Raw genomic sequence first — 24,126 nt, forward strand, 5'->3', positions numbered from 1 at the left:
CATATGAACGACTTCCTGTTTGCCGATTTTCTCGAGGACCAGGCCGCGTATGCGGCGGCAGAGGCCTGGTGGCAGGCGCGCCTGGCCTTCCTCGACGGGCAGTGCACGACGTATCTGCGCACCGCGTTTGCCAATGGCCAGCCGTTCCATGACGGCAATCCCATCGTCAACCTGGCCGACAGGAACGCCGGCAAGGCGGCGCGCATCGTGCAGCAATGCCCGCATGAATGCGGCCACGGCTACACGAGCTTCGAGCAAGCCATCGAGCTGGCCGGCAGCGATGGGCACCGCCCGGCGCAGGAAAAGATCATCGTGCTGACCTTGACGCGGGAGACGGCGCAGCGCGCCGAGGATGAATTGCGCGCCTGGTTTGCGCCAGCGTAGGGCTGCCGGCTACGCCGCAATCGAATGCGACACCGTCAGCCACTCGCCCGGCTGCAGATTCGCCGCCGCCTCGCGCGTGGCCAGCACGCTGTCCGGGTCCAGGTCGGAGCGTTTCAGCTTGTAGGAATAGGCGAAATCGTCGGCATCGAATGCCTGTCCCGCCTTGACGTAGTACTTGAAGCCGACAAAGGAGTCGGGATTGGTGACGACCGAGTACTCAAGCGTGACATTGTTCATGGCGGGCCTCGTCAACGGTGGTGAGGCATCCATTATGCGTCAATTCCGGCGGCAGCGATGCGACGACAAAACCTTGCGGCAAGTCAATCGGCATAGCAGCTGCCAGCGCTACAGTAACCGGAGCCAACCACCACGCCATCGCTGCCATGCGCACCTTGCTCACGAAGATCCGGAATACACTGGCGCCGCAGGCGAGCCTGCCGGCAGCGGCGCGCATGGAGCGCCTGTCGGACCGGCGCGGCTTGCCTGCCTTCGACCCCGGCCCGCAAGCCGTCGTCAATGCCTGCACGGCCTGGCTATGCGCGGCGCAGGACAATTCCAGATCAAACGACGGCGGCGTCGCGCGCGACTACAGCCTGCTGACAGGCTGGTCGAGCTCCTACCCGGAGACCACCGGCTACATCATCCCCACCCTCATCGCCCTGGCGCAGCGCACGGGCGACGAGGGCGGGGATGATGCGCTGCACGGACGCGCGCGGCGCATGCTCGATTGGTGCGTGGCCATCCAGTTCCCGGAAGGCGGTTACCAGGGCGGGAAGATCGATTCCACGCCGCGCGTGCCCGTCACCTTCAACACGGGCCAGATCCTGCTTGGCCTGGCCGCCGGCGTGCAAGCGTACGGCGCGGCATACCAGGACGCCATGCACCGCGCGGCAAGGTGGCTGCGCGACAGCCAGGATGCCGATGGCTGCTGGCGCCGACATCCGACCCCGTTCGCCAGCGCCGGCGACAAGGCCTATGAAACGCACGTGGCGTGGGGCCTGTTCGAAGCGGACCGCGTCGCGCCGGGCCACGGCTATGGCGCGGCCGGCCTGCGCCAGGTCGACTGGGCGCTGACCAAACAGCGTCCCAACGGCTGGTTCGCCTCGAATTGCCTGGACAACCCGCTGCAGCCCCTGACCCATACCATCGGCTACGCCTTGCGCGGCCTGCTCGAAGCGCACCGCTTTTCGGCGCGCGCCGACCTGCTGGACGCCGCCGCGCGCACCGGAACGGGCATCGCCAGGGCCGTGGCGGCCGACGGCCACCTGGCCGGCCGCCTCGGTCCCGACTTCCAGCCAGGGGCCAGCTACGCCTGCCTCACGGGTTCCGCGCAAAACGCGCATTGTCTGTTCCTGCTGTACCAGATCACGGGCGAACGGCGCTACCGCGATGCGGCTCGCCGCCTGAATAGTTTCGTGCGGCGCTCGGTCAGCATCGACGGTCCCGCGCACGCGCGCGGCGGCGTCAAGGGCTCGTTTCCCGTCGATGGCGACTACGGCACCTGGGCTTACCTGAACTGGGCCGCCAAATTCTGCATCGATGCCAACCTGCTGGAAATGGACATCGGCGATGCTTGAACATGCAAGAAACGCCATCCACGCCGCGCTGGACGCATGGCGCCGCGCCGCCAGCGCCCGGCATGTGCGCCACAGCGCGCCCCACGTGACGCGCGCCGGGTTGGCCGCCGGCCTGGCGAGGCTCGGCGTGGCGCCAGGCGATACGCTGTTCGTGCATTCATCGCTGAAAAGCCTCGGCTACGTGGAAGGCGGCGCGCTGGCCGTGATAGGCGCCCTGCAGGACGCCGTCGGCCCGCAAGGCACCCTGCTGCTGCCCACCTACTATCTGCCGGGCGGCACGCTGCGCGCCGCCTGCGCCATGCCAGGCTATGTGTTCGACCCGCGCCGCCATGGCACGCACATGGGGCGCTTGCCGGAAGCCTTCCTGGCCAGCGATGCGATCCATCGCAGCATCCACCCGACCCACTCCGTGTCCGCGTGGGGCCGCCATGCAGCATATCTCACCGAGGCGCACCACCGCGCGCCCTCGATCTTCGGCATCGACTCGCCCTGGCAGCGGTTCATCGGCTGCGACCACGCGAAGGTGCTGGGCCTCGGCATTTCCATGGGACCGGTGACGTTCTATCACGCGCTGGAAGACGCCATGGGCGACGCCTTTCCCGTGCCCGTATGGGAAGACGATACAAAGCTGCTGGCTTGCCTGGACCACGCGGGCCGTCGCTGGGAAGTGCCCGTGCGCCCTTTCGAGCCGGCAATCGCGCAGCGCCGCATCGACCAGCCCGGCCGCGGCGACCTGCGCGATTACTTTCACCGGGAATTCGATGCCGCCGGGCTGCGCATCAACGGGCAAGTTGGCGATGCGGCGGCGTGGTGCATTCCGGCGCAGGCGTTCTATGCGCACCTGCACCGACTGGCCATTGAGCACGTGACGATCTACGCGAGCGCGGCGCAACTGGCGGCGCGGCCCATCGGGCGCGCATAAAAAAACCGCCCGGATCGTCATGACGCCGGGCGGTTTTCCTTGGGTTGGCTACAACATCAAGCCTGCGAACTGCCCGCTTTCTTCTCGCGCGCCACGATATACAGCAGCACGATGATGGCCGCATACGGCAGCAGGGACAGCGCGTCCGAGTGCAGGCCCGCGTAGAACGGGTTGCCGTGCTCGGCCCAGTCGGCCATCATCTGGTCGAAGTGCGTCAGCACGCCGGCCGTGATCGCGATGATGATGCCAGCCAGCGCGCCGCCGGCGATGTAGCCGGAAGCGAGCAGCACGCCCGAACTGCGGTCGCCCGCCAGCTGGCGCTCTTCCTCGTTCAGTTTCGCGTTGTGTTCCAGCTTGTTGTTGCGGCGGTCCGCCAGCCAGCGCACCAGGCCACCGACGAAGATCGGCAAGGTGGACGACAGCGGCAGGTATACGCCCACGGAAAACGCCAGCGACGGAATGCCGGCCATTTCCAGCACCACGGCGATCATCACGCCAAACAGTACCAGGGTCCACGGCAGCTGCTGGTCGAGGATGCCCTTGATGATGTAGGACATCAGCACGGCCTTAGGCGCATCGTATTTCTTCACTTCCGAACCGTCCGGACGCTTGCTGTAATGGCCATTGATGCCCGGATCGACCAGGTAAGCCAGCTGGCCGTCTTCCTTGACGAAATACTTGCCGGCCGGGCCACCCACGGTGTCCGTCTTTTGCCAGACTTTATACGTGTTGTGGTCCGTCTCGGCTTGCGGGCCATGCAGTTCGCCCGTCACCGTCAGCTTCGACGCATCGACCGTCAGGCCAGGCGCCACTTGCGCGGCCGGCACGTAGACGGTGCTCGCTTCGTTCAGTTTCAGCAAAATCGGTCCGAGGATCAGGGCCGACGACAGCGCGCCCGCCAGAATCGCGTACTGCTGCAGGCGCGGCGTGGCGCCCACCAGGTAGCCCGTTTTCAAGTCCTGCGACGTGGTGCCCGCATTGCTGGCGGCGATGCAGACGATGGCGCCCACCGACAGGGCCGTCACATAGTAACGCCCGCCCGTCCAGCCCATGATCAGGAAGATCAGGCAGGTGAACAGCAAGGTAGCCACGGCCATGCCGGAGATCGGGTTCGACGACGAGCCGATTTCGCCCGTCAGGCGCGACGACACGGTGGCGAACAGGAAGCCGAAGACGAGGATCAGCAGCGCGCCGAGGAAATTCATGTGCAGCGGCGTGGCGAAAGTGATCACGGCGATGATGGACAGGCAGCCGATGATGACCCATTTCAGGGGGATATCCTGGTCCGTGCGCAAGGTGGAATTGGTCTTGGCGCCCTTGCCGATGCCCTTCAGGCCGGCCGACAGGCTGCGCCAGATCATGGGCATGGCGCGCACCAGCGAAATCAGGCCGCCGGCGGCCACGGCGCCCGCGCCGATGTACAGCACGTAGGCGCTGCGCACATCGTCGGCGCCCATTTCGCTGATCAACTTGGTGCCTGGCGAAAGCACGGTGGTCAGGCTGTCGCCGAAGAACTTGATCATCGGGATCAGGAGCAGGTACGACAGCACGCCGCCGGCCGCCATGGTGGCGGCGATGCGCGGGCCGATGATGTAGCCCACGCCCAGCAATTCAGGCGAGATCTCGGCGCCGATGGAGCCGCCCTTCAGCGGCGCGGCAAATTCCACGCCCGGCGTATCCTTCCAGCCCTTGAACGAGATATTGAAGACTTTATACAGCAAGCCGACGGCAAAACCGCCGAAGATGATCTTGGCGCGGCGCTTGGCGTCCAGCGCGGCAGCCGAATCCTTCTCGATGCTTTCGCCGGCGGCGATACGCGATTCTTCCGTGGCGGCCGCCTTCAGCACTTCGGCGCAAGCCGTGCCTTCGGGGAATTTGAGTTCCTTGTGCTGGTCGACGATCATGGTGCGGCGCATGGGGATCATCATCAGGATGCCCAGCAGGCCGCCGAGGATACCGACCAGCATGACGCGCGAGATTTCCAGGTCGAAGCCGAGGATCAGGATGGCGGGCATGGTCACGCCCAGGCCGAAGGCCAGCGATTCGCCGGCCGAACCGGCCGTTTGCGTGATGCTGTTTTCCAGGATCGACGAATCCTTGCCACCCACCTTCTTGGCCAGGCCGAACAGGGTGATGGCGATCACGGCGACGGGAATCGAGGCGCTGACGGTCAGGCCCACTTTCAGCACCAGGTACAGCGAGGAGGCGCCAAAGACCATCCCCAGGATGACGCCCATGAACAGCGCTCGGAAGGTCATCTCGGGCAGCTTCGCATCGGCCGGGATGTAGGGCTTCACGACGCTCGGTGTTGCATCTTTTGCCATGGATATTTCCTTAATTTTTAAAAATAAACAGCCCGGATCGACGTCCGGGCTATTTTCTTGAAGCCGAGACTATCGCACAGCCGCGTTTCGATGAAAAGGTTTTTTGAGCCCGGCCCCGCCGCCATGCCCGCACAGGAAGCGCTGGCGCATTGGTCTATAATCGCTGCCACCGTGCCTTGCACGCTCACGTGAGACTGCCTTGACTGACAAACGAACCGGATTCCCCTGGCCTTCCCGCCGCGCCGCCGTGCGCGGCTTCATCATCGCCGGCTGCGCCGCGCTGGCCGCAGCCGTGCTGCTGGCTGCCTGGCTGTTCCTGTACGTGCGCCCCCGCCTGCCCGAACTGGACGTCATCACGGACTACCAGCCGAAGATACCGCTGCGCGTGTACACGGCCGACAATGTGCTGATCGGCGAATTCGGCGAGGAACACCGCGACTTCGTGCCAATCGCGCAAGTGCCGGAAATGATGAAGAAAGCCTTGCTGGCCATCGAAGATGGCCGCTTCTACGAACACCACGGCATCGACTTCGTGCGCGCCGGCGGCGCCGTGCTGTCGAACCTGCGCCACGGCTTCGGCCACGGCGGCGGCTCCACCATCACCATGCAGGTGGCGCGCAACTTCTTCCTGACGCGTGAAAAAGTCGCCTCGCGCAAGCTCAATGAAATCATGCTGGCCCTGAAAATCGAGGCTGCCCTGTCGAAAGACCAGATCCTCGAGCTGTACATGAACCAGATGTACCTGGGCCAGCGCTCGTTCGGCTTCGGCAGCGCGGCGCAGACGTATTTCGGCAAGCCCCTGTCGGAACTGTCGATCGCGGAAATGGCCATGCTGGCCGGACTGCCGCAAAACCCCTCGCGCCACAACCCGATCAGCAATCCGAAAAAGGCGCACGCGCGCCAGCAACTGGTATTGAAACGCATGCGCGAACTCGATTACATCAGCGAAGGCCAGTACCGGCAGGCGCTGGCCCAGCCGCTGCATATCAATACCCGCGGCAAGCAGGGATTCGATACGCACGCCGAATACGTGGCCGAACTGGCGCGCCAGGCCGTGTTTGCGCAGTTCAAGGAAGGCAGCTACACCAAGGGCATCAGCGTCTACACGACGATTTTGAAGGCGGACCAGGACGCGGCCTACGCCTCGACGCGCCGCAACGTCATCGCCTACGACCAGCGCCACGGCTACCGCGGCCCGGAGACCTTCATCGACATGCCGCTTGAGGCCGAGCAGCGCGACGACGCCATCGACGCGGCGCTGCAAAAACGCCCGGACAGCGATGGCCTGATCGCCGCCGTCGTCACGGAAGTGGTGAACGGCAAAGTGATCGCCGACACGGGCGATGGCGACGCCAAGGCCATCACGGGCGACGGCTTGCGCTTTGCCGCCCCTGCGCTGTCCGCCAAGGCGAGCGCCGGCATCAAGCTGCGCCCGGGCGCCGTGATCCGCATCACCCAGGACGCCAAGGGCAACTGGGCCATCACGCAAGTGCCGCTGGTGGCCGCCGCTTTCGTCTCTCTCGATGCTGAGACGGGCGCCTACCACGCCATGGTGGGCGGATTCGACTACAACCTGCAAAAGTTTAACCACGTGACGCAGGCGTGGCGCCAGCCCGGTTCGGCCATGAAACCGTTCGTGTATTCGGCGGCGCTGGAAAAAGGCTTTTCGCCGGCCACCCTGATCAACGACGCGCCGCTGGAAATGCAGGCGGGCGGCAAGGTCTGGGCGCCGCAGAATGACGACTTCAAGTTCGATGGTCCCATCACCATGCGCTACGCGCTGGCGCAGTCGAAGAACGTGGCCTCGGTACGCATCCTGCGCGCGCTGGGCGTGTCGTACACGCACGACTTCATGGAAAAATTCGGCTTCGACCCGGCCCGCCAGCCAAGCAATCTGACCATGGCGCTGGGCACGGGTTCCGTCACGCCCGTGCAGATGGCGGGCGCCTACGCCCTGTTCGCCAATGGCGGCCACCAGGTGGAACCCTACCTGATCGACCGCATCGTCGACGCCAAGGGCGCGGTGCTGATGCAGACCAAGCCGCCCGCGCCGAACGACGACAAGACCCTGGCGCTGGACCCGCGCAACGCCTTCGTGATGGACAGCATGCTGCGCGAAGTGGCGCGCACCGGCACGGGCGCCGCGGCGACGAAAAAACTGGGACGCAGCGACATCGCCGGCAAGACGGGTACCACCAGCGACGCCGTCGACGGCTGGTTCGCCGGCTATGGCGGCGGCATCGTGGCCGTGGCGTGGATGGGCTATGACGAGCCCAAGTCCCTGGGCGGACGCGAATTCGGCTCGACCCTGGCCATGCCGATCTGGATCGACTACATGCGCACGGCCCTGTCGACGCGCCCGCAAATCACGCGCGCCGTGCCGGCGGGCCTGAGCCAGGTCGATGGCGAATGGCAGTACGATGAATTCATCGACATGAACGGCGTGAAAACGCTGGATATGGATATGGAGACGCCGACCGACCCGGCGGCAGTGCCGGAGACGGTGCCGCCAGAAACCACGAACTGATGGTAAAGGGCAGTTCGCGTAGGTCGGGTTAGCCGGAACGGCGTAACCCGACATGAGCCGCCGTCCGCGCGTGTCGGATTACGCTACGCCTCGGCGGCCCCGCTAATCCGACCTACCGGTCATGTTCAAATACCCGCGCACCGTACTGACGACGCTATCGGCGAAATCGTCGACATTGACCTTCGCCGCGCGGTATTTCCAGCGTTTCACGTACCAGTCCTGGAACAGTGCCAGGCAGTGCGCGGCCAGCAAGGTGGGATCGCCCTGCGGCTTCGGTTCGATTTCCCCGATGGTGGCGGCGATCAGGGTCTGCACATACAGTTCCGAATTCTTCGCCATGCTGCGCTGCTCCACCTGCAGCACGCGCGAATCCATGAAGACAAAATAAAACCACGGCTGCAGCACTTCGGACAGGTAGATCGACGAGCGTATCATCGCCTCCAGTCGGTCCAGCGGCGACTTCACGTCGGCGAACAGCAAGGGCAAGGCTTGCGTGGCGTGGCGCACCACGTCCTCGATCATTTCGGCCAGTTGGTCCTTGCTGGTGATGTAGCCATACAGGCCGCCCATCGACAGCCCCGTCTCGCGGCACAGGTCACGCAAGCTCATGGCGCGGAAACCCACGTCATTGGCCAGGCGGAAGGTGGCGACGAAGATGCGTTCAAGATTTTCCAGCGCCGGCTTGCGGCGCTTGACGCCGATACGTTCCGCGTGGCGGTCAAGAATATATTCCCAGATGTTTTCGCCATTCAAAGGCGTCATCTGCTGAAACTGTTCAAAATTAAAATGGGTCGACAAGTGCATTCCCAAGTAACGGTGTAGGAGCGATATCCATGCCATGCCTGGACGCGGCATGGCAAGACGGCGGGACGGCTGATGCCGGGCCGATTATAGCTCAGGAAAACAACTATTTGACTTTTCAACTATGCAATGGGCATATAAGCAACGTCAAATTCCCACAGTTATTGCGCTGCATCATGCAATTCAAATGCAATTTAAATCCAGCAGTGCTACATTCAAAAAACCGAGCGCTCGCTATTTTTAATGCATCGAGAATGTACAGGAGCGCACGGTTCATCGCTACAGCATCGACATTTCCACTCATTTCCACTATTAATAATACATAACGGAGACAAAATGAAGACTCGCTTTTGGCAACTGCTATCCACCCTTCTGCTTTCCCTCGCCATCCTGCCCGGCAGCGCCAGCGCCGCCGGCTACACGCAGACGAAGTACCCGATCGTGCTGGTGCACGGCCTGTTCGGCTTCGACAAGCTCGGTCCCGTCGAATATTTTTACGGCGTCCCCACCGCCCTGCGCAGCGGCGGTGCGCAAGTGTATGTGACCACCGTGTCGGCCGCCAACAGCACGGAAGTGCGCGGCGAGCAGCTGCTGTCGCAGGTGCGGCAAATCCTCGCCGCCACCGGCGCGGCCAAGGTCAATTTGATCGGCCATAGCCACGGCGGCCCCACGGCCCGCTATGTCGCCTCCGTGCGCCCCGACCTGGTGGCGTCCGTCACCAGCGTGGCCGGCGTCAACAAGGGCTCCAAGGTGGCAGATATCCTCAGCGGCGCCATACCCAACACCAGCGGCGCGCTGGGCAACGCGCTCGCCTCCCTGATCGGCATTTTGTCGGGCAGCAAGGGTTTGCCGCAAAACGCGGGCGCCTCGCTGGCCTCGCTGTCGACGGCCGGTTCGCTGGCCTTCAACAGCCGCCACCCGCAAGGCGTGCCCACCTCCGCCTGCGGCGAAGGCGCCTACCAGGTACAAGGCGTGCACTACTTTTCATGGAGCGGCGCGCAACCGTACACGAATGTGCTCGACGTGGGCGACCCGCTGCTGGCCGCCATCAGCCTGGCCTTCGGCGGCGTCAAGAACGATGGCCTGGTCAGCAGCTGCTCCAGCCACCTGGGCAAGGTGATCCGCGACGACTACGCCATGAATCATCTCGATGAAGTCAACCAGTTCGTCGGCATCGTCAACCTGTTCGAGACGAACCCCGTTACGGTCTTCCGCCAGCAAGCCAACCGCCTGCAAGGCCTGGGACTGTAAGGAGCCTACGATGCGCACGAACGCGAAATGGATCATCGGCGGCAGCCTGGCGGCCCTGGCCCTGTACCTGGTGCTGCGCCCCGGGGAACCGCCCGCCCCGCCGCCGGAAAAGACGGAACCGGACCTGTTCGCGTTCGTGCGCTCGATGGAAGGCACGCGGCCCGACGGCAACGTGACGGTGGCCGCCGGCGACAAGCTGGTGGTCGATGCGGAACTGGGCCACCTGTTCGACTACTACCTGGCGGGCCTCGGCGAAAAGCCGCTGGCCGCCATCCGCAGCCAGATCGAGGCGGAACTGGACCGGCGCCTGGCGCCCGTCCCCGCCCGCGAAGCCAAGCGCCTGCTGGGCGCGTACCTGGCCTACAAGCAGGCGCTGGCCGGCGCGGAACAGGCCTTGCCGGCGCAAGCCGATGCGGCCCTGGCGGCGCGCGCGCGCCTGCAAGCCATGCGCGCCTTGCGCGGCAACTACTTTACAGCCGAGGAAAGCGCCGGCCTGTTCGGTGCCAGCGACGCGTATGACGACGACGCCGTGGCGCGCATGGCCATACTCGGCGATGCCTCGCTCGACGAAGCACAGCGCCAGGCGCAACTGGCCGCGCTGGACCAGAAAATGTCGCCGGCCCAGCGCGCCGCGCGCGACGCGCCGCTGCAGGTGGCGCAGCTGGACGCCTCCGTCAAGACCTTGCGGGCACAGGGCGGCGGCGACAATGAAGTCTACCGCCTGCGCGCCAGCACGTTCACGCCGGCAGCGGCGGCGCGCCTGGCGGAACTGGACCGCGAGGAATCGCAGTGGCAGCAGCGCATCATCGCCTACCAGGCGCAAAAAAACAGCCTGCCCGGCGGCGCGCAGGATGCGGCAGCCCTGCAGCGGCTGCGCGACGCCAGTTTCTCGCCGGAGGAACAGCGCAGACTGGGTGCCTACGAATAGCCATCAGGCCAGCTGCGCCAGCAAGGCTGCTGCCGCCATCACGTCCGTGCTCTCGCGCCCCTGCCGGTAGCCCGCATGGACAGGAGCCAGCACGGCATGCGCGGCGGCACCGCGGCCTTGCGCCTGCAGCACGGTCGCCAGGCTGGTGGCGCAGCGCAGTTCCCAGCCCGGCGCCTGCTGGCCCCTGGCCAGCAGCAGCGCTTCTTCCAGCTGCGCCCGCACCGCTTCCAGGCCGGCCGCATCGCCGTGCGCCAGCGCGCGCCAGCGGTGATGCGCGTCGCGGCGCAGCACTTCGGGTGCGCTCCACGGCGCCAGGCCCATGCGCGCGCGCCGCAGCGCCTGGCTATCGGCGGCCGCGTCGTGCAGGGTGGCCATCAAATCGACCTGTATCGGCCAGCTGCGCACCGACGGCCAGGGGAATGGCGACATCGCCTCGCCCCCGTCGAGCAGGCGCTGGTAGGCGGCGCCCCAGGCGCTCCAGTACAGCAAGCCATAGCGGGCCGCGTGTTCGCACAGCAGGCAAATCCACGCATGCGCCAGTTCCCGCTGCCCGCACCACAGGGCGACGGGAATGGCATTGATGGCCAGCGCCACGCACAGCGTGACGCCATTGTGCTCGAAGCCCACCGCCACCGCCTCGCGCGCCAGGACCAGGGCATCGTCGGGGCGGCCCTGCATCCACAGGCAGCGCGCCAGCGTGCCGCGCAGGCAAACCTGGTGATCGGCCAGCAAGGCATTGTTGAAACCGAGCTGCGCCGCGCCCTCGGGATGCGCCAGCACCATGCGCGCCAGCGCCGCCGACTGCGCGTAGCGTCCCTGCACATATTCGCCCACGGAGCGCATGCGCGCCAGCACCAGGCGCATCGCCATGTCGTCGCGCGTTGCGCACAGGACGGCCAGCTCGGTGACGTAGTTGTCGGCGCGCTGGAAATCGGCCAGCTTCAGGCTGCAGATCCACATGCCGCAAATGGCTTCGGCGCGGCGGCTGCCATCATCCGTGCGCATGGCCAGCGCATAGCCGCGCTGGAACGAACGCAGCATGGTGCCGGTGATGCCCTGCGTATGCAGCAGCAGGTGCGCCTGCGAGACATGCAGCTGCATCTCGCTGTCAGGGTCGTCCACCGCGTGCGCGGCCATGCGCTCGAGCGCCCGCTCGACGCGTACGCGGTATTCATCCATCAGCGACAGCTGGTAGAACAGGGTTTGCGCGGCCAAGGTCAGCGCCACGCCCAGCGCCACGTCGCCCTCCTCGCCGAAAGCCCAGTCGATGGCGGCGCGCAGGTCATCGACATGGCGGCCATAGCACGCGCTCCAGCGGGCCGGCGGCATGCTTGCCCAGTCGGCGGCGATGCGCCCGGCCAGTCCCAGGCAATGGCGCGCATGGCGCAGCAGCACGGCGCCCTCGCCCCCGCCCGCCGACAGCTGCGCGCCAGCATAGGCGCGCGTGGTGTCGAGCAGCCGGTAATACACATGCTGGCAGCAAAACTCGATGCTGACGAGGGACTTGGCGGCCAGGTCGGCCAGCGTGTCGAACACGTCGCATCCCGCCACGGCGCTGGCCGACTCCAGCCGGAAGCGGCTCCGGAACACGCTCAGCGCCTGCAGCACCTGGCGCTCTTGCGCGTCGAGCAGGCCGTAGCTCCAGTCCAGGGTGGCGCGCAAGGTCTGGTGGCGCAAGGGCATGTTGCGCGCGCCGCGCGTGAGCAGGCGAAAGCGGTCGTCGAGCTGGCGGCGCAATTCGTGCAAGCCGAAATGGCCGATGCGCCCGGCCGCCAGCTCCAGCGCCAGCGGAATGCCATCGAGGCGCCGGCAGATATCCACCACCACGGGCACGTCGGCGTCGGCCAGCACGAAAGTATCGTCGACGGCCGCGCAGCGTTCGCAAAACAGCTGCACCGCGGCAAAGTGCCGGACCGCCGCCGCATCGGGCACGGCATCGGCCGGCGGCAATTCCAGCGCGGGCAGGCGCTGCAGCTGTTCGCTGGTGAGGCGCAGCGGCTCGCGGCTGGTGGCCAATACGTGCAGCAGCGGCGCGCCCTTGAGCAAGGCGTCGGCCAGGGTGGCGGCCGCGCCGATCACGTGTTCGCAGTTATCGAGCACGAGCAGCATGTGGCGCGGGCGCAGATAGGCCAGCAGGACCGGCATGGCGTCGCCGGCCGGCACCGCCACGCCCAGCGCCGTGGCCAGCGCCAGCGGCACCAGATGCCCCTCGTCCAGCGGCGACAGGTCGACGAAGCACACGCCGTCGGCATAGCGGCGCAGCACCCGCGTGGCCAGGACGACTGCCAGGGTGGTCTTGCCGATGCCGCCCGGACCGGCAATGCACAGCAGGCGCAATTGCAGCAGCTGGTTGGCCATCGTTTGCAGCACCTCGGCGCGGCCCAGCATGCGCGTCAGCATGACGGGCAGGTTATGCCGCGGTTCGGCGCCCGCCGTACCGGACGCCGGCCCGCCCGTGTGCGCCAGCGGCGCCAGGAAGCCGTAGCCGCGCCCGGGGATGGTGGTGATGTAGCGCTGGCCATCGCGGCCATCGCCAAGCGCCTTGCGCAGCGCCGCCAGGTGCACGCGCAAGGTCGCGTCGTCGACCACGGCATTGGGCCAGACGATGGCCACCAGTTCATGCTTGTCGACGATGTCGCCGGCGCGCTCCAGCAGGGCCAGCAGCAAGTCCATGGCCCTGCTGCCCAGGCGCAGCGCGCGATCGCCCTCGAACAGCAGGCGTTCTAGCGGCAAAAGGCGAAACGGGCCAAAGACATAGGCCGGGACAGGACTGTTTATCATTCTTGCGTGGAGGAGAAGGTGTTAAAGCACGCGGCTTGCAGTGGCCATATTCTACTGAGCATCCGCGCCATGCCGCATGGCGCCGTGTTTCGGCACTGTTACAAGGCCGGCCGGCGCGCCAGCGGACAGCAACGCGGCCACCTCGGACGCGGGCGCCGGGCGGTGCAGGTAAAAGCCCTGCACCTGCGGGCAGCCCAGCCGCCGCAGCTGCGCCAGCTGTTCCCCGTTTTCCACGCCCTCGGCCAGCGCCTGCAAGCCCAGGCCATGCGCCAGCGCAATGGTCGAGGCGACGATCACGGCGTCACTGCCTGCGCTGCCATCCAGGTCGCGGATGAAGGAGCGGTCGATCTTGATGGTGTGAATCGGCAGCATCCTGACATGGCTCAAGCCCGAATGGCCGGTGCCGTAATCGTCAAGCGAAATGCTCAGGCCCAGCGCGCGCAGCTGGCGCAATCCCTGCGCCGCCTGCGCCATGTCGTCGATACAGCAGCTTTCCGTCACTTCCAGCTCCAGCAGGCCGGGAGGAATGGCGTGGCGCCGCAGGCAGCCCAGCACGAAGTCAGGCAAGTGCGGCTGGCACAGCTGGCGCGCCGAGACATTCACCGCGACCGGCACCAAAGGCAGGCCAGCCGCGCGCCACTGCGCCAGCTGGCGGCAAGCCGCATCGATGCCCCAGTTGCCCAGCGCCGCGATGGCCTGCGTCTGCTCGGCCAGGCCGATGAATTCGTTCGGGTAGATCAGGCCATGGCGCGGATGCTCCCAGCGCAGCAGTGCTTCCAGGCCGACCAGGCGCAGCTGCGCCGTATCGAACTTGCCCTGGTAGTGAAAGCGGAACTCGCCAGCGACGATGGCGCTGTCCAGGCGCGCTTGCAGCTCCCGGCTGCGCGCCGACGCCACCGGTTCGCCTGCCGGCCCAACCCGCGCCTGGCGCCGCGCCCGCCACAGCACGACGCAGCCGAGCCAGAACCTTGCCAGGCGCGCCACTAGGCCAGCAGGCGCGGCGCGGCCGGCACGCTGCGGCGCGGCAAGGTGTGCGCCGGTCCCTGCTGCAGGCGAAACACGCTGACCACCTGCAGCAGCTTCGCCGCCTCGCCTTCCAGCGATTGCGACGCGGCCGCCGCCTCTTCCACCAGGGCGGCATTCTGCTGCGTCACTTCATCCATCTGCAGCACCGCCTGGCTGACCTGGCCGATGCCCGTGCTTTGCTCCGCGCTGGCAGCCGTGATGTCGGCCACCATCTGGCTGACACGGCCCACGGCCGCCACCACTTCCTGCATCGTGGCGCCAGCCTGCGCCACGAGGGCCGCGCCCGCGTCCACCTGCTGCGTGGAATTGGCGATCAGGGCGCGGATATCGCGCGCCGCCGCCGCGCTGCGCTGCGCCAGGTTGCGCACTTCCGTCGCCACGACGGCAAAGCCGCGCCCCTGCTCGCTCGCGCGCGCCGCTTCCACGGCCGCGTTCAGGGCCAGGATATTCGTCTGGAAGGCCAGCATGTCGATCACGCCGATGATGTCGGCGATCTGCGCCGAGGAAGCGCTGATGGCGTCCATGGTATGGATCACCTGCCCCACGGCTTGCCCGCCAGCGCCGGCGATATTCGCCGCCTCGACGGCCAGCACGCTGGCGTGGCGGGCATTGTCCGCGTTCTGCTGCACGGTGGAGCTGAGTTCCTCCATGGCCGACGCCGTCTGTTCGAGCGAGCTGGCCTGCTCCTCGGTGCGCGACGACAGGTCGATATTGCCTGCCGCGATCTGCGACGACGCCGTGGCGATGGTGTCGGTGCCGCTGCGCACCTGCTGCACGATGTCGAGCAGGTTGCCGTTCATGATGCACAGCGCGTCGAGCAGCTTGCCCGTTTCATCGCCGCCGTGGCGGCCGAAGGTCGATGTCAGATCGCCAGCGGCCACGGTCTGCGCCACGGTCAGGGCATGGCGCAGCGGATTGACGATGCTGCGCGTGACCAGCCAGGCCGTGACGAGCGAAAAGAGCACGGCCAGCGCGCTCAGTGCCAGCATCATGTTGCGCGCCGTGGCGTATTCGTGGCGCACCTGGGCGCCCGCCTCCTCCATCAGGTCATGCTGGTGCGCGATGAGGCTTTCCAGCGCCGCCATGTAGCGCAGCTGGTCGCCGCGCACGGTGCCGAGCAGCAAACTGGTCGCTTCATCGCGCGCCCCTTCTTCCAGCAGGGCCAGTACCTTGTCGCGGCCGCCGTTGAACGTGGCCCGCGCCTGCGTCACGGCCGCCATCTGCTGGCGGCCCTGCGGCGACAGCACCACCTTGTCCAGCTGCGCCAGGCCCTTTTCCGTTTCGCCCCCCGCCTTGGCGATGGTGGCGCGTTCCTGCGCCAGCTGCTGCGGCTCCGTCATCAGCAGCAGGTTGCGCGAGGAGCGCGCGATGATGTTGACATTCTTGATGATGTCGTTGGCCAGCACGGTTTTCGGATATTTGTCATCGATCACGTCGCGCATGCGCAGTTCCAGGCTGGACAGGCGCAGCATGCCCAGCACGGCGGTCGCCAGCAGCAGCAAGGTCAACAACGCAAAGGAGCAGCGCAGGCGCGTGCCGATTTTCATATTTGCCATCTTTATTCGCATCCTTCAGTGTGGTGCATCGGTCATCGCGCCGGGCTCGCATGCAAGGCTGACGGCAATGGCTGCCGCCTGCCACGAATGGCTGGACGCAGCAGGCGGAGGGGTCAGCCGGGATGTGGCCGAGGCGGGAACAAGGGTGGTACGGCAGGCAGTGTGAGTTATCTCACAAGCAATGTCGCGTTAAGTTTTGAAAAGATTTGCTTAGATGGCAAAACAGCTATTCTTATAACGCTGTTTTTTTAGTAAGTAGTAACCGCAGTGCGAACCTGTGCGCGCATGTGGAAACGGCCGCGCAAGGCGGCCGTCCGGAAGCGCATGCTGGCGCCGTCAATCCGTCAGAACACTTCCCACTCGTCGTCGCGCGGCGCGCTCTGGCGCTGGGATGGCACGGCGTGCAAGGCCGGGCGGCCTGCGGTGGGGCGTGATGCGGGACGCGATGCAGGACCCGCTGCCGGACGCTTCGGCGCGGCGCTGGCCAGCGCGGCGCGCGGCGCGGCCGGCTTTGCGTTCGCGTTTGCGCGCGCGGCAGGCGCCTGGGCGCCATCGAGCTTGAAGACGCTGACCACGTCGGCCAGCTGGCCCGATTGCTCCTGCAGGGATTCGGCCGCGGCGGCCGCCTCTTCCACCAGGGCCGCGTTCTGCTGCGTCACCTGGTCCATCTGGCCGATGGCCTGGTTGATCTGGTCGATGCCCGAGCTTTGCTCCTGCGTGGCCAGGCTGATTTCCGCCATGATGTCCGTCACGCGCTGCACGCTGGAGACGATTTCGGCCATCGTGCTGCCCGCCTCGGCCACCAGCTTGCTGCCCGCGTCGACCGCCACCACGGAGTCGCCGATCAGGGTCTTGATCTCTTTCGCTGCGCCAGCGGATCTTTGGGCAAGATTACGCACTTCCGTCGCCACGACGGCGAAACCGCGTCCCTGCTCGCCTGCGCGCGCCGCTTCCACGGCGGCATTCAAGGCCAGGATATTCGTCTGGAAGGCGATGCCGTCGATGACGGAAATGATGTCGACGATCTTGCGCGACGAGTCGTTGATGGCGTCCATGGTCTGCACCACCTTGCCTACCACCTCACCGCCTTTCACAGCCACGCCCGAGGCGCTCAGCGCAAGCTGGTTGGCCTGCTGGGCATTGTCGGCGTTCTGCCGCACGGTGGACGTCAGCTCTTCCATCGACGACGCAGTCTCTTCCAGCGAACTGGCTTGCTCTTCCGTGCGCGAGGACAGGTCCAGGTTGCCGCTGGCAATTTCCGACGAGGCCGTGGCGATGGTCTCCGTGCCGCTGCGCACCTGGCCGACAATGCTGACCAGGCTGGAATTCATGTCCTTGAGCGCCTGCAGCAGCTGGCCCGTTTCTTCCGTCGTGTGCACCTCGATGTGGCTGGTCAGGTCGCCCGAGGCCACCGTCTGCGCCACTTTCACGGCCGAGTTGATCGGCTGCGTGATGGCGCGCGTGATGTAGGCGGCGCAACCGATGCCCAGCGCGGAGGCCAGCAAGCCGAGGATGACCATCAGGCTTTCCGAGCGGATGACGGCCGCGCTGCCGTCCTTGACGCTGGCATCGGCCACGCCGTTATTGAGCTTGATGATGTCGTTGAGCGTGCCTTCGGCCTTGCCGAACAGCGCACGCGAATCCTGGTACTGCTTGTAGAACGCCACGAACAACTCTTTCTGCCGCGGCTCGTCGCGGTTGTCGGCCAGTTGGCGCAAGATGGCGCGCACCTTGTCGTCGTCCGCCTTCCAGGCCGTCCACTCGCCCTGGAAGCGCTGCCACAGCGCGGCTTCCTCGGTAGTTTGCGGCAGCGGTTCGTACAGCTTGCGGCCCGCCTCGATATTGTTCCAGGCGCGCGTGCGCAGCTGCAGCGCTTCCGCGAACTTGTCCTGTGCCTGGTAATTGTTTTCATAGATGGCGGCCGTCAGGGTGGCGGCGGCAACGGCCGTCTGGCCTTCGCTGATCATCATCAAGCCCTGGATCGACGGCAGGCGCACCACGCCGATTTCATTGACGGCACGCCCCACGGTGGCGATGCCCGTGTAGCCGCTGATGCCCACCACCAGCAAGGCCACCATCATCACGGCGACAAGCGTCGCCAACTTCCATTTGATCAGTAAATTCTTAAACATGGCGAGGTCCTTTATAAAGTCACGAAGACTGCTGGCGAAGTCGGGGCTGGCATGTTCGAGTAAAACAGCTGACACTTGTATAAAGGCGGCGGGGATGGGGCGTACGCTTCGTTACAATTGGCGAGATTTTATAAGTGGAAGCATAGTGGAAAACGGACGCGCTGACAGCTACATACTTGATACAAATCAATATTTCTTTCCTTACTGTGGTGCGCCTTGCACAGTGGCATCGAAAAGCCGTCCCATGCCCTGCTTTGGTGCAAAAAATCCCCGCGCGTCGCTATTGGCTACGCAGTTGATAGTCGTATAAGATGAGCAACAAGCAAACAACAGGCAGACCATGGCTTATCCTATCGAACACAAACTGGTGATCGGGGTCGCTTCCAGCGCCCTGTTCGACCTGGCCGAATCGCACCAGGTCTACCTCGACAACGGCCCGGAGGAATACCGCAAATACCAGGAAACGCATATCGACACGGTCTTGCCGCGCGGCGTGGCCTTTCCCTTCATCCGCCGCTTCCTGAACATCAACAAGCACTATCCGCGCCAGTCGCCCGTGGAAGTGGTGCTGTTTTCGCGCAATTCGCCGGAAACGGGCTTGCGCGTCATGCACAGCATCGCTCACTACGGCCTGGACATTTCGCGCGCCGCCTTCATGACAGGCAAGTCGCCCTACCCCTACCTGCCCGCCTTCAACGCGTCGCTGTTCCTCAGCGCGAATGAGGACGACGTGCGCAGCGCCCTGGCCTGCGACTATCCTGCCGGCCTGGTGCTGCCGTCGCGCACGGAAGACGACGAAAACGACGAGGAACTGCGCGTGGCCTTCGATTTCGACGGCGTGATCGCTGACGACGAAGCGGAAAGCGTATTCAAGCGCAATAACGACGTCGATGAATTCCACGCCCATGAAACCCTGAACGTGGGCACACCGCACCGCCCCGGCCCGCTGGCCGGCCTGTTCCAGAAGCTGGCCACCATGCAGCGCCTGGAAGAAAGGGCCCAGCGGCGCGACCCCGGCTATAAAAAGATCCTGCGCATCGCCATCATCACGGCGCGCAACGCGCCCTCGCACGAGCGGGTCGTGACGACCCTGAAAAGCTGGGGCGTGGCGGCCGACGAAACGTTTTTCCTCGGCGGCATGGACAAGTCCCGCGTGCTGGCCGTGTTCAAGCCGCATATCTTCTTCGATGACCAGTTGAGCCACCTCAAATCGGCGGGCGGCACCATCCCGATGGTGCATGTCCCGTTCGGCATTGCGAATGTCCGCGCAGGATAAAACCTGCTGCGCGTCGTGCTTTGCGGCCTGCGATGCTCACCGTACTAAAGTACGGTTGCGCTTCTTAGCCACAAATCACTGCCGCTCACGACGGTTTTCTCAAGCGCGGAGATATAAGTGATGGTCTATAATCTCGCCTGTCGGCGCCGTCACTGGCGGCGCTGCGCGCACCACAGCTGTCCCATTCAACTGCCTCTGCCACTAGTGTCATCGCCTGCATGTCCTTAGACTTAACAAAAGCCCTCCCCAAGCCCGGCAACCGCTATGCGCTGCCCGCCCTGTATGGTTCATCCGACGCCTATGCCCTGGCGCTGGCCGCGCTGGAATTGAAAGCGCGGGGCCAGATGCTGGCCGTGGTGGTGGCGCAGGCCAGCGATGGCCAGCGCCTGCTCGATGAAATCCCGTGGTTTGGCGGCAAGGACCTGCGCTGCCATTTGCTGCCGGATTGGGAAACCCTGCCCTACGACGCGTTTTCGCCGCACCAGGACCTGGTCTCCGAGCGCCTGGCCACCCTGCATGAAATCCAGACGCGCCAGTGCGACGTGCTGATCGTGCCGGCTACCACGGCCCTCGTGCGCCTGGCGCCGCCGTCCTTTTTGGCCGCCTACACCTTCTTCTTCAAGAAGGGCGAAAAGCTCGACGAAGCGCGCCTGAAGTCGCAGCTGACCCTGGCCGGCTACAGCCATGTGTCGCAAGTGATGTCGCCCGGCGAATACTCGGTGCGCGGCGGCCTGCTCGACCTGTTCCCCATGGGTTCGGCCTTGCCCTACCGGCTCGACCTGTTCGGCGACACCATCGAGACCATCCGCACGTTTGACGCGGACACCCAGCGCTCGCTGTATCCCGTGCATGAAGTGCGGCTGCTGCCGGGGCGCGAATTCCCCATGGATGAAGCGGCGCGCACCACCTTCCGCAACCGCTGGCGCGAACAGTTCGAGGGCGACCCATCGCGCTCGGTCGTCTACAAGGACATCAGCAGCGGCATCGCCTCGGCCGGCATCGAATACTATCTGCCCCTGTTTTTTGAACAAACGGCCACCCTGTTCGACTACCTGCCACAAGACGCCTCGCTGGCCCTGGTAGGCGAGATCGACGCGGCCATTGGCCGCTTCTGGACCGATACCCAGTCGCGCTACCGCTTTTTGAAGGCGGACCGCGAGCGGCCGATCCTGCCGCCCGAATCGCTGTTCCTGTCCGACGAGCAGTTCTTCGGCCTGGCCAAGCCGTATCCGCGCCTGGCGATCGCCAAATCGAACGATGCGCTGGCGTCCGAACTGTCGGCCCCCGTGCCGAACATCGCCGTCAACCGCCGCGCCGACGACCCGCTGGCCAACCTGCGCAGCTATTTGCTGCAATCGGGCCGCCGCGTGATGATCTGCGCCGAATCGAACGGCCGCCGCGAAACCCTGCAGCAGTACTTCACCGAATACGATCTGCACCTGACGCCCGTGGAAGGCAGCGACGGCTTTTTGCAATCAAGCGCCAAGCTGATGCTGGGCGTGGCGCCTCTGCACGCGGGCTTCGAGCTGTTTACGCCGGAAGGAAATTTATCCTTCATCACCGAGACGGAGCTGTACGCCGGTTCCGGCCGCCGGGTCGGCACCAAGAAGCAGGAAGGCGTGACGCAGGTCGAATCGATGGTGCGCGACCTGTCGGAGCTGAAGATCGGCGACCCCGTCGTGCACATCAACCACGGCATCGGGCGCTACATGGGCCTGACCAGCATGGACCTGGGCGAAGGCGAGACGGAATTTTTGCACCTGGAATACGCCAAGGACACCAAGCTGTACGTGCCCGTGTCGCAGCTGCATGTCATCTCTCGCTATTCGGGCGCTTCGCCGGAAGATGCGCCGCTGCATTCGCTCGGCTCGGGACAGTGGGAAAAGGCGAAAAAGCGCGCCGCCGAACAGGTGCGCGACACGGCCGCCGAGCTGCTCAACCTGTATGCCCGCCGCGCGCTGCGCCAGGGCCACTCGTTCGAATTCTCGTCGCACGACTACCAGCGCTTCGCCGACAGCTTCGGCTTCGACGAAACGCCGGACCAGGCCGAGGCCATCCACAACGTCATCAAGGACATGACTTCCGGCAAACCGATGGACCGCCTCGTGTGCGGCGACGTCGGCTTCGGCAAGACGGAAGTGGCGCTGCGCGCCGCCTTCATCGCCGTCATGGGCGGCAAGCAGGTAGCCATCCTGGCGCCCACCACCCTGCTGGCGGAACAGCATGCGCAAACCTTCGCCGACCGCTTTGCCGACTGGCCCGTGCGCATCGCGGAATTGTCGCGCTTCCGCAGCGGCAAGGAGATCACGCAGGCGTTCAAGGGCATGGCCGACGGCACCATCGACATCGTCATCGGCACGCATAAACTGCTGTCCGACGACGTGAAGTTTACGCGCCTGGGCCTGGTCATCATCGACGAGGAACACCGGTTCGGCGTGCGCCAGAAGGAAGCCTTGAAGGCGCTGCGCGCGGAAGTGGACGTGCTGACCCTGACGGCCACGCCGATCCCCCGCACCCTGGGCATGGCGCTGGAAGGCTTGCGCGACTTTTCCATCATCGCCACGGCGCCGCAAAAGCGCCTGGCCATCAAGACTTTTGTCCGCAGCGAGGGCGAAGCCATCATCCGCGAAGCCTGCTTGCGCGAGCTCAAACGGGGCGGCCAGATCTACTTCCTGCACAACGAGGTGGAAACCATCCAGAACCGCCTGGCCATGCTGACGGAATTGCTGCCCGAGGCGCGCATCGCCGTGGCGCACGGCCAGATGCATGAACGCGACCTGGAAAAGGTCATGCGCGACTTCGTCGCCCAGCGTTTCAACATCCTGCTGTGCACGACGATCATCGAGACGGGCATCGACGTGCCGACGGCGAACACCATCATCATGCACCGCGCAGACAAGTTCGGCCTGGCGCAGCTGCACCAGCTGCGCGGCCGGGTCGGACGCTCGCATCACCAGGCCTACGCCTACCTGCTGGTGCACGATGTGCAGGGCCTGACGAAACTGGCGCAGCGCCGCCTGGACGCCATCCAGCAGATGGAAGAACTGGGCAGCGGCTTTTACCTGGCCATGCACGACCTGGAAATCCGCGGCGCCGGCGAGGTGCTGGGCGAGAGCCAGTCGGGCGAGATGACGGAAATCGGCTTCCAGCTGTATTCGGACATGCTCAACGAAGCCGTGCGCTCGCTGAAAGCGGGCAAGGAGCCGGACCTGGCGGCGCCACTGGCGTCCACCACCGAGATCAACCTGCACGTGCCGGCCCTGCTGCCGGCCGACTTCTGCGGCGACGTGCACGAGCGCCTGTCGATCTACAAGCGCCTGGCCAACTGCGCCACGCAGGACAAGATCGACGATATCCAGGAAGAGCTGATCGACCGCTTCGGCAAGCTGCCCGACGCCGTCAAGGCCCTGGTCGAGACGCACCGCCTGCGCATCGCCGCGAAAACCGTGGGCATCGTCAAGATCGACGTGCATGGCGAGGCGGCCACCCTGCAATTCATGGCCAAGCCGCCCATCGACCCGATGCGCATCATCGACTTGATCCAGAAGAACCGCCATATCAAGCTGCATGGCCAGGACAAGCTGAAAATCACGGCCGCCATGCCGGACCTGGCCGCGCGCGTGACGCAGATCAAGACCACCATCAAGCAATTGACGGTTTAGACTATTCCTATCATTTATGCAGGGCTGACCCATGAACAATACCAAGACCATCACCATGAATCTGATCCTGCAGGGCCTGGACGGCGATAGCGCCCGCCTCGAGCGCATCGCCGCGCTGGCCGCGCCCACGTCCATCACGCGCCTCGGCCCGAACGCCGTGCGCTGCGAGCAGATCGCCTATTCGCCGGCGCTGCGCCCCACCATCGAAGTGGCGGCCCAGGCGGCGCAGCTGGACGCCACCTACATGATGGGCCAGCGCGAACTGAGTGAATTCAAGCTGGTGGCGATGGACATGGATTCGACCCTGATCACCATCGAGTGCATCGATGAAATCGCCGACATGCAGGGATTGAAACCGCAAGTGGCGGCCATCACGGAAGCGGCCATGCGCGGCGAACTCGATTTTAGCGCCAGCCTGAAGCAGCGCGTGGCCCTGCTCGAAGGCCTCGATGCATCGGCCCTGCAGCGCGTCTACGACGAGCGCCTGAAACTGTCGCCGGGCGCGCAAGCCATGCTGGCGGCCGTGCAGAAGGCCGGCCTGAAAACCCTGCTGGTGTCGGGCGGCTTCACCTTCTTCACCGAACGCCTGAAAGAGCGCCTCGGCCTCGACTACACGCACGCGAACGAACTGGAAATCGTCGACGGCAAGCTGACGGGCAAAGTCCTCGGCGGGATCGTCGACGCCGAGGAAAAGCAGCGCACGGTGGAGCGCGTGTGCAAGGAGATGGGCATTTCGCCGTCTGAAGCCATCGTCATGGGCGACGGCGCCAACGACTTGAAAATGATGGGCATCGCCGGCCTGTCCGTGGCCTTCCGCGCCAAGCCCGTGGTGCGCTCGCAGGCCGACGTGGCGCTGAACTTCGTGGGACTCGATGGCTTGCTCAACGTATTGACCTGAGTTGGCGCCATCTGGCGGACGGTGCGCGCACGATGGCATAAGTTTGCTATATTGAAAACTTATGCGCATCCCGCCAACCCA

At 65.3% G+C, this 24,126-nt stretch carries 16 protein-coding genes; 9 read left to right on the forward strand and 7 right to left on the reverse strand.

Translation table 11 applies throughout. From position 1 onward, the window contains the following. Window positions 1-3: 3 nt before the first annotated feature. Window positions 4-384, forward strand: coding sequence for a hypothetical protein (locus CSQ92_RS09350; protein ID WP_099393948.1), 381 nt, complete (start codon window positions 4-6; stop codon window positions 382-384). Between the two features lie 9 nt (window positions 385-393). Here CSQ92_RS09350 and CSQ92_RS09355 read toward each other — a convergent pair whose 3' ends face one another. Beyond that, window positions 394-621 carry a hypothetical protein gene (locus tag CSQ92_RS09355; RefSeq protein WP_034755374.1) on the reverse strand — a complete coding sequence of 76 codons (228 nt, stop codon included), beginning with the start codon at window positions 619-621 and terminating at the stop codon, window positions 394-396. Window positions 622-767: 146 nt separating this feature from the next. On the opposite strand from CSQ92_RS09355, the gene CSQ92_RS09360 reads away from it, so the two are divergent. Both CSQ92_RS09360 and CSQ92_RS09365 read left to right on the forward strand, forming a co-directional pair. Further along, window positions 768-1,961, forward strand: coding sequence for a terpene cyclase/mutase family protein (locus tag CSQ92_RS09360; protein WP_099393949.1), 1,194 nt, complete (start codon window positions 768-770; stop codon window positions 1,959-1,961). After that, window positions 1,954-2,883 (forward strand): AAC(3) family N-acetyltransferase, encoded by a 930-nt coding sequence (locus CSQ92_RS09365; RefSeq protein WP_099393950.1) that lies wholly within the window; start codon window positions 1,954-1,956, stop codon window positions 2,881-2,883. The genes CSQ92_RS09360 and CSQ92_RS09365 overlap by 8 nt, the downstream gene beginning before the upstream one ends. Window positions 2,884-2,939: 56 nt before the next feature. Here CSQ92_RS09365 and CSQ92_RS09370 read toward each other — a convergent pair whose 3' ends face one another. After that, a complete protein-coding gene (locus CSQ92_RS09370) occupies window positions 2,940-5,207 on the reverse strand; it encodes an OPT family oligopeptide transporter (protein ID WP_099393951.1) in 2,268 nt (755 codons plus the stop codon). 199 nt (window positions 5,208-5,406) lie between these two features. Between CSQ92_RS09370 and CSQ92_RS09375 the strand changes: the two genes are divergently transcribed. Next, the gene (locus tag CSQ92_RS09375) at window positions 5,407-7,734 is read left to right on the forward strand and encodes a penicillin-binding protein 1A (RefSeq protein WP_257219177.1); all 2,328 of its coding nucleotides are present in this window, start codon (window positions 5,407-5,409) and stop codon (window positions 7,732-7,734) included. Window positions 7,735-7,836: 102 nt separating this feature from the next. On the opposite strand, the gene CSQ92_RS09380 is transcribed toward CSQ92_RS09375, so the two are convergent. Next, entirely contained in the window at window positions 7,837-8,496 is a 660-nt protein-coding gene (locus CSQ92_RS09380; RefSeq protein ID WP_070254233.1) for a TetR/AcrR family transcriptional regulator, read from the reverse strand. Between the two features lie 375 nt (window positions 8,497-8,871). On the opposite strand from CSQ92_RS09380, the gene CSQ92_RS09385 reads away from it, so the two are divergent. Beyond that, the gene (locus CSQ92_RS09385; RefSeq protein WP_099393953.1) at window positions 8,872-9,786 is read left to right on the forward strand and encodes a lipase family alpha/beta hydrolase; all 915 of its coding nucleotides are present in this window, start codon (window positions 8,872-8,874) and stop codon (window positions 9,784-9,786) included. Between the two features lie 10 nt (window positions 9,787-9,796). Then, window positions 9,797-10,714: a lipase secretion chaperone gene (locus CSQ92_RS09390; RefSeq protein ID WP_099388057.1), complete on the forward strand. Its 918-nt coding sequence runs from the start codon at window positions 9,797-9,799 to the stop codon at window positions 10,712-10,714. 3 nt (window positions 10,715-10,717) lie between these two features. Here the strand turns inward: CSQ92_RS09390 and CSQ92_RS09395 are convergent, their stop codons facing one another. The 4 genes from CSQ92_RS09395 to CSQ92_RS09410 all read right to left on the reverse strand — a co-directional run bounded on the left by CSQ92_RS09395 (window position 10,718) and on the right by CSQ92_RS09410 (window position 18,209). Next, window positions 10,718-13,447 carry an ATP-binding protein gene (locus CSQ92_RS09395; RefSeq protein ID WP_180276975.1) on the reverse strand — a complete coding sequence of 910 codons (2,730 nt, stop codon included), beginning with the start codon at window positions 13,445-13,447 and terminating at the stop codon, window positions 10,718-10,720. A 99-nt stretch (window positions 13,448-13,546) separates the two neighbouring features. Further along, window positions 13,547-14,479: a putative bifunctional diguanylate cyclase/phosphodiesterase gene (locus CSQ92_RS09400; RefSeq protein ID WP_180276976.1), complete on the reverse strand. Its 933-nt coding sequence runs from the start codon at window positions 14,477-14,479 to the stop codon at window positions 13,547-13,549. After that, entirely contained in the window at window positions 14,479-16,077 is a 1,599-nt protein-coding gene (locus tag CSQ92_RS29545; protein WP_306532418.1) for a methyl-accepting chemotaxis protein, read from the reverse strand. Before CSQ92_RS29545 ends, CSQ92_RS09400 begins: the two co-directional genes overlap by 1 nt. 344 nt (window positions 16,078-16,421) lie before the next feature. Further along, window positions 16,422-18,209 (reverse strand): methyl-accepting chemotaxis protein, encoded by a 1,788-nt coding sequence (locus CSQ92_RS09410; protein ID WP_099393956.1) that lies wholly within the window; start codon window positions 18,207-18,209, stop codon window positions 16,422-16,424. Between the two features lie 340 nt (window positions 18,210-18,549). Here CSQ92_RS09410 and CSQ92_RS09415 point away from each other — a divergent pair, with 340 nt between their 5' ends. From CSQ92_RS09415 to serB, 3 genes are all read left to right on the forward strand, one after another. After that, a complete protein-coding gene (locus CSQ92_RS09415; RefSeq protein ID WP_099393957.1) occupies window positions 18,550-19,485 on the forward strand; it encodes a 5'-nucleotidase in 936 nt (311 codons plus the stop codon). Window positions 19,486-19,703: 218 nt separating this feature from the next. Next, window positions 19,704-23,147: a transcription-repair coupling factor gene (gene mfd, locus CSQ92_RS09420; RefSeq protein WP_099393958.1), complete on the forward strand. Its 3,444-nt coding sequence runs from the start codon at window positions 19,704-19,706 to the stop codon at window positions 23,145-23,147. 55 nt (window positions 23,148-23,202) lie between these two features. Next, window positions 23,203-24,045 carry a phosphoserine phosphatase SerB gene (serB, locus tag CSQ92_RS09425; protein WP_070256887.1) on the forward strand — a complete coding sequence of 281 codons (843 nt, stop codon included), beginning with the start codon at window positions 23,203-23,205 and terminating at the stop codon, window positions 24,043-24,045. Window positions 24,046-24,126 lie beyond the last annotated feature (81 nt).

It is taken from the genome of Janthinobacterium sp. BJB446 (genome assembly GCF_002735655.1).
Classification (GTDB): domain Bacteria; phylum Pseudomonadota; class Gammaproteobacteria; order Burkholderiales; family Burkholderiaceae_D; genus Janthinobacterium; species Janthinobacterium lividum.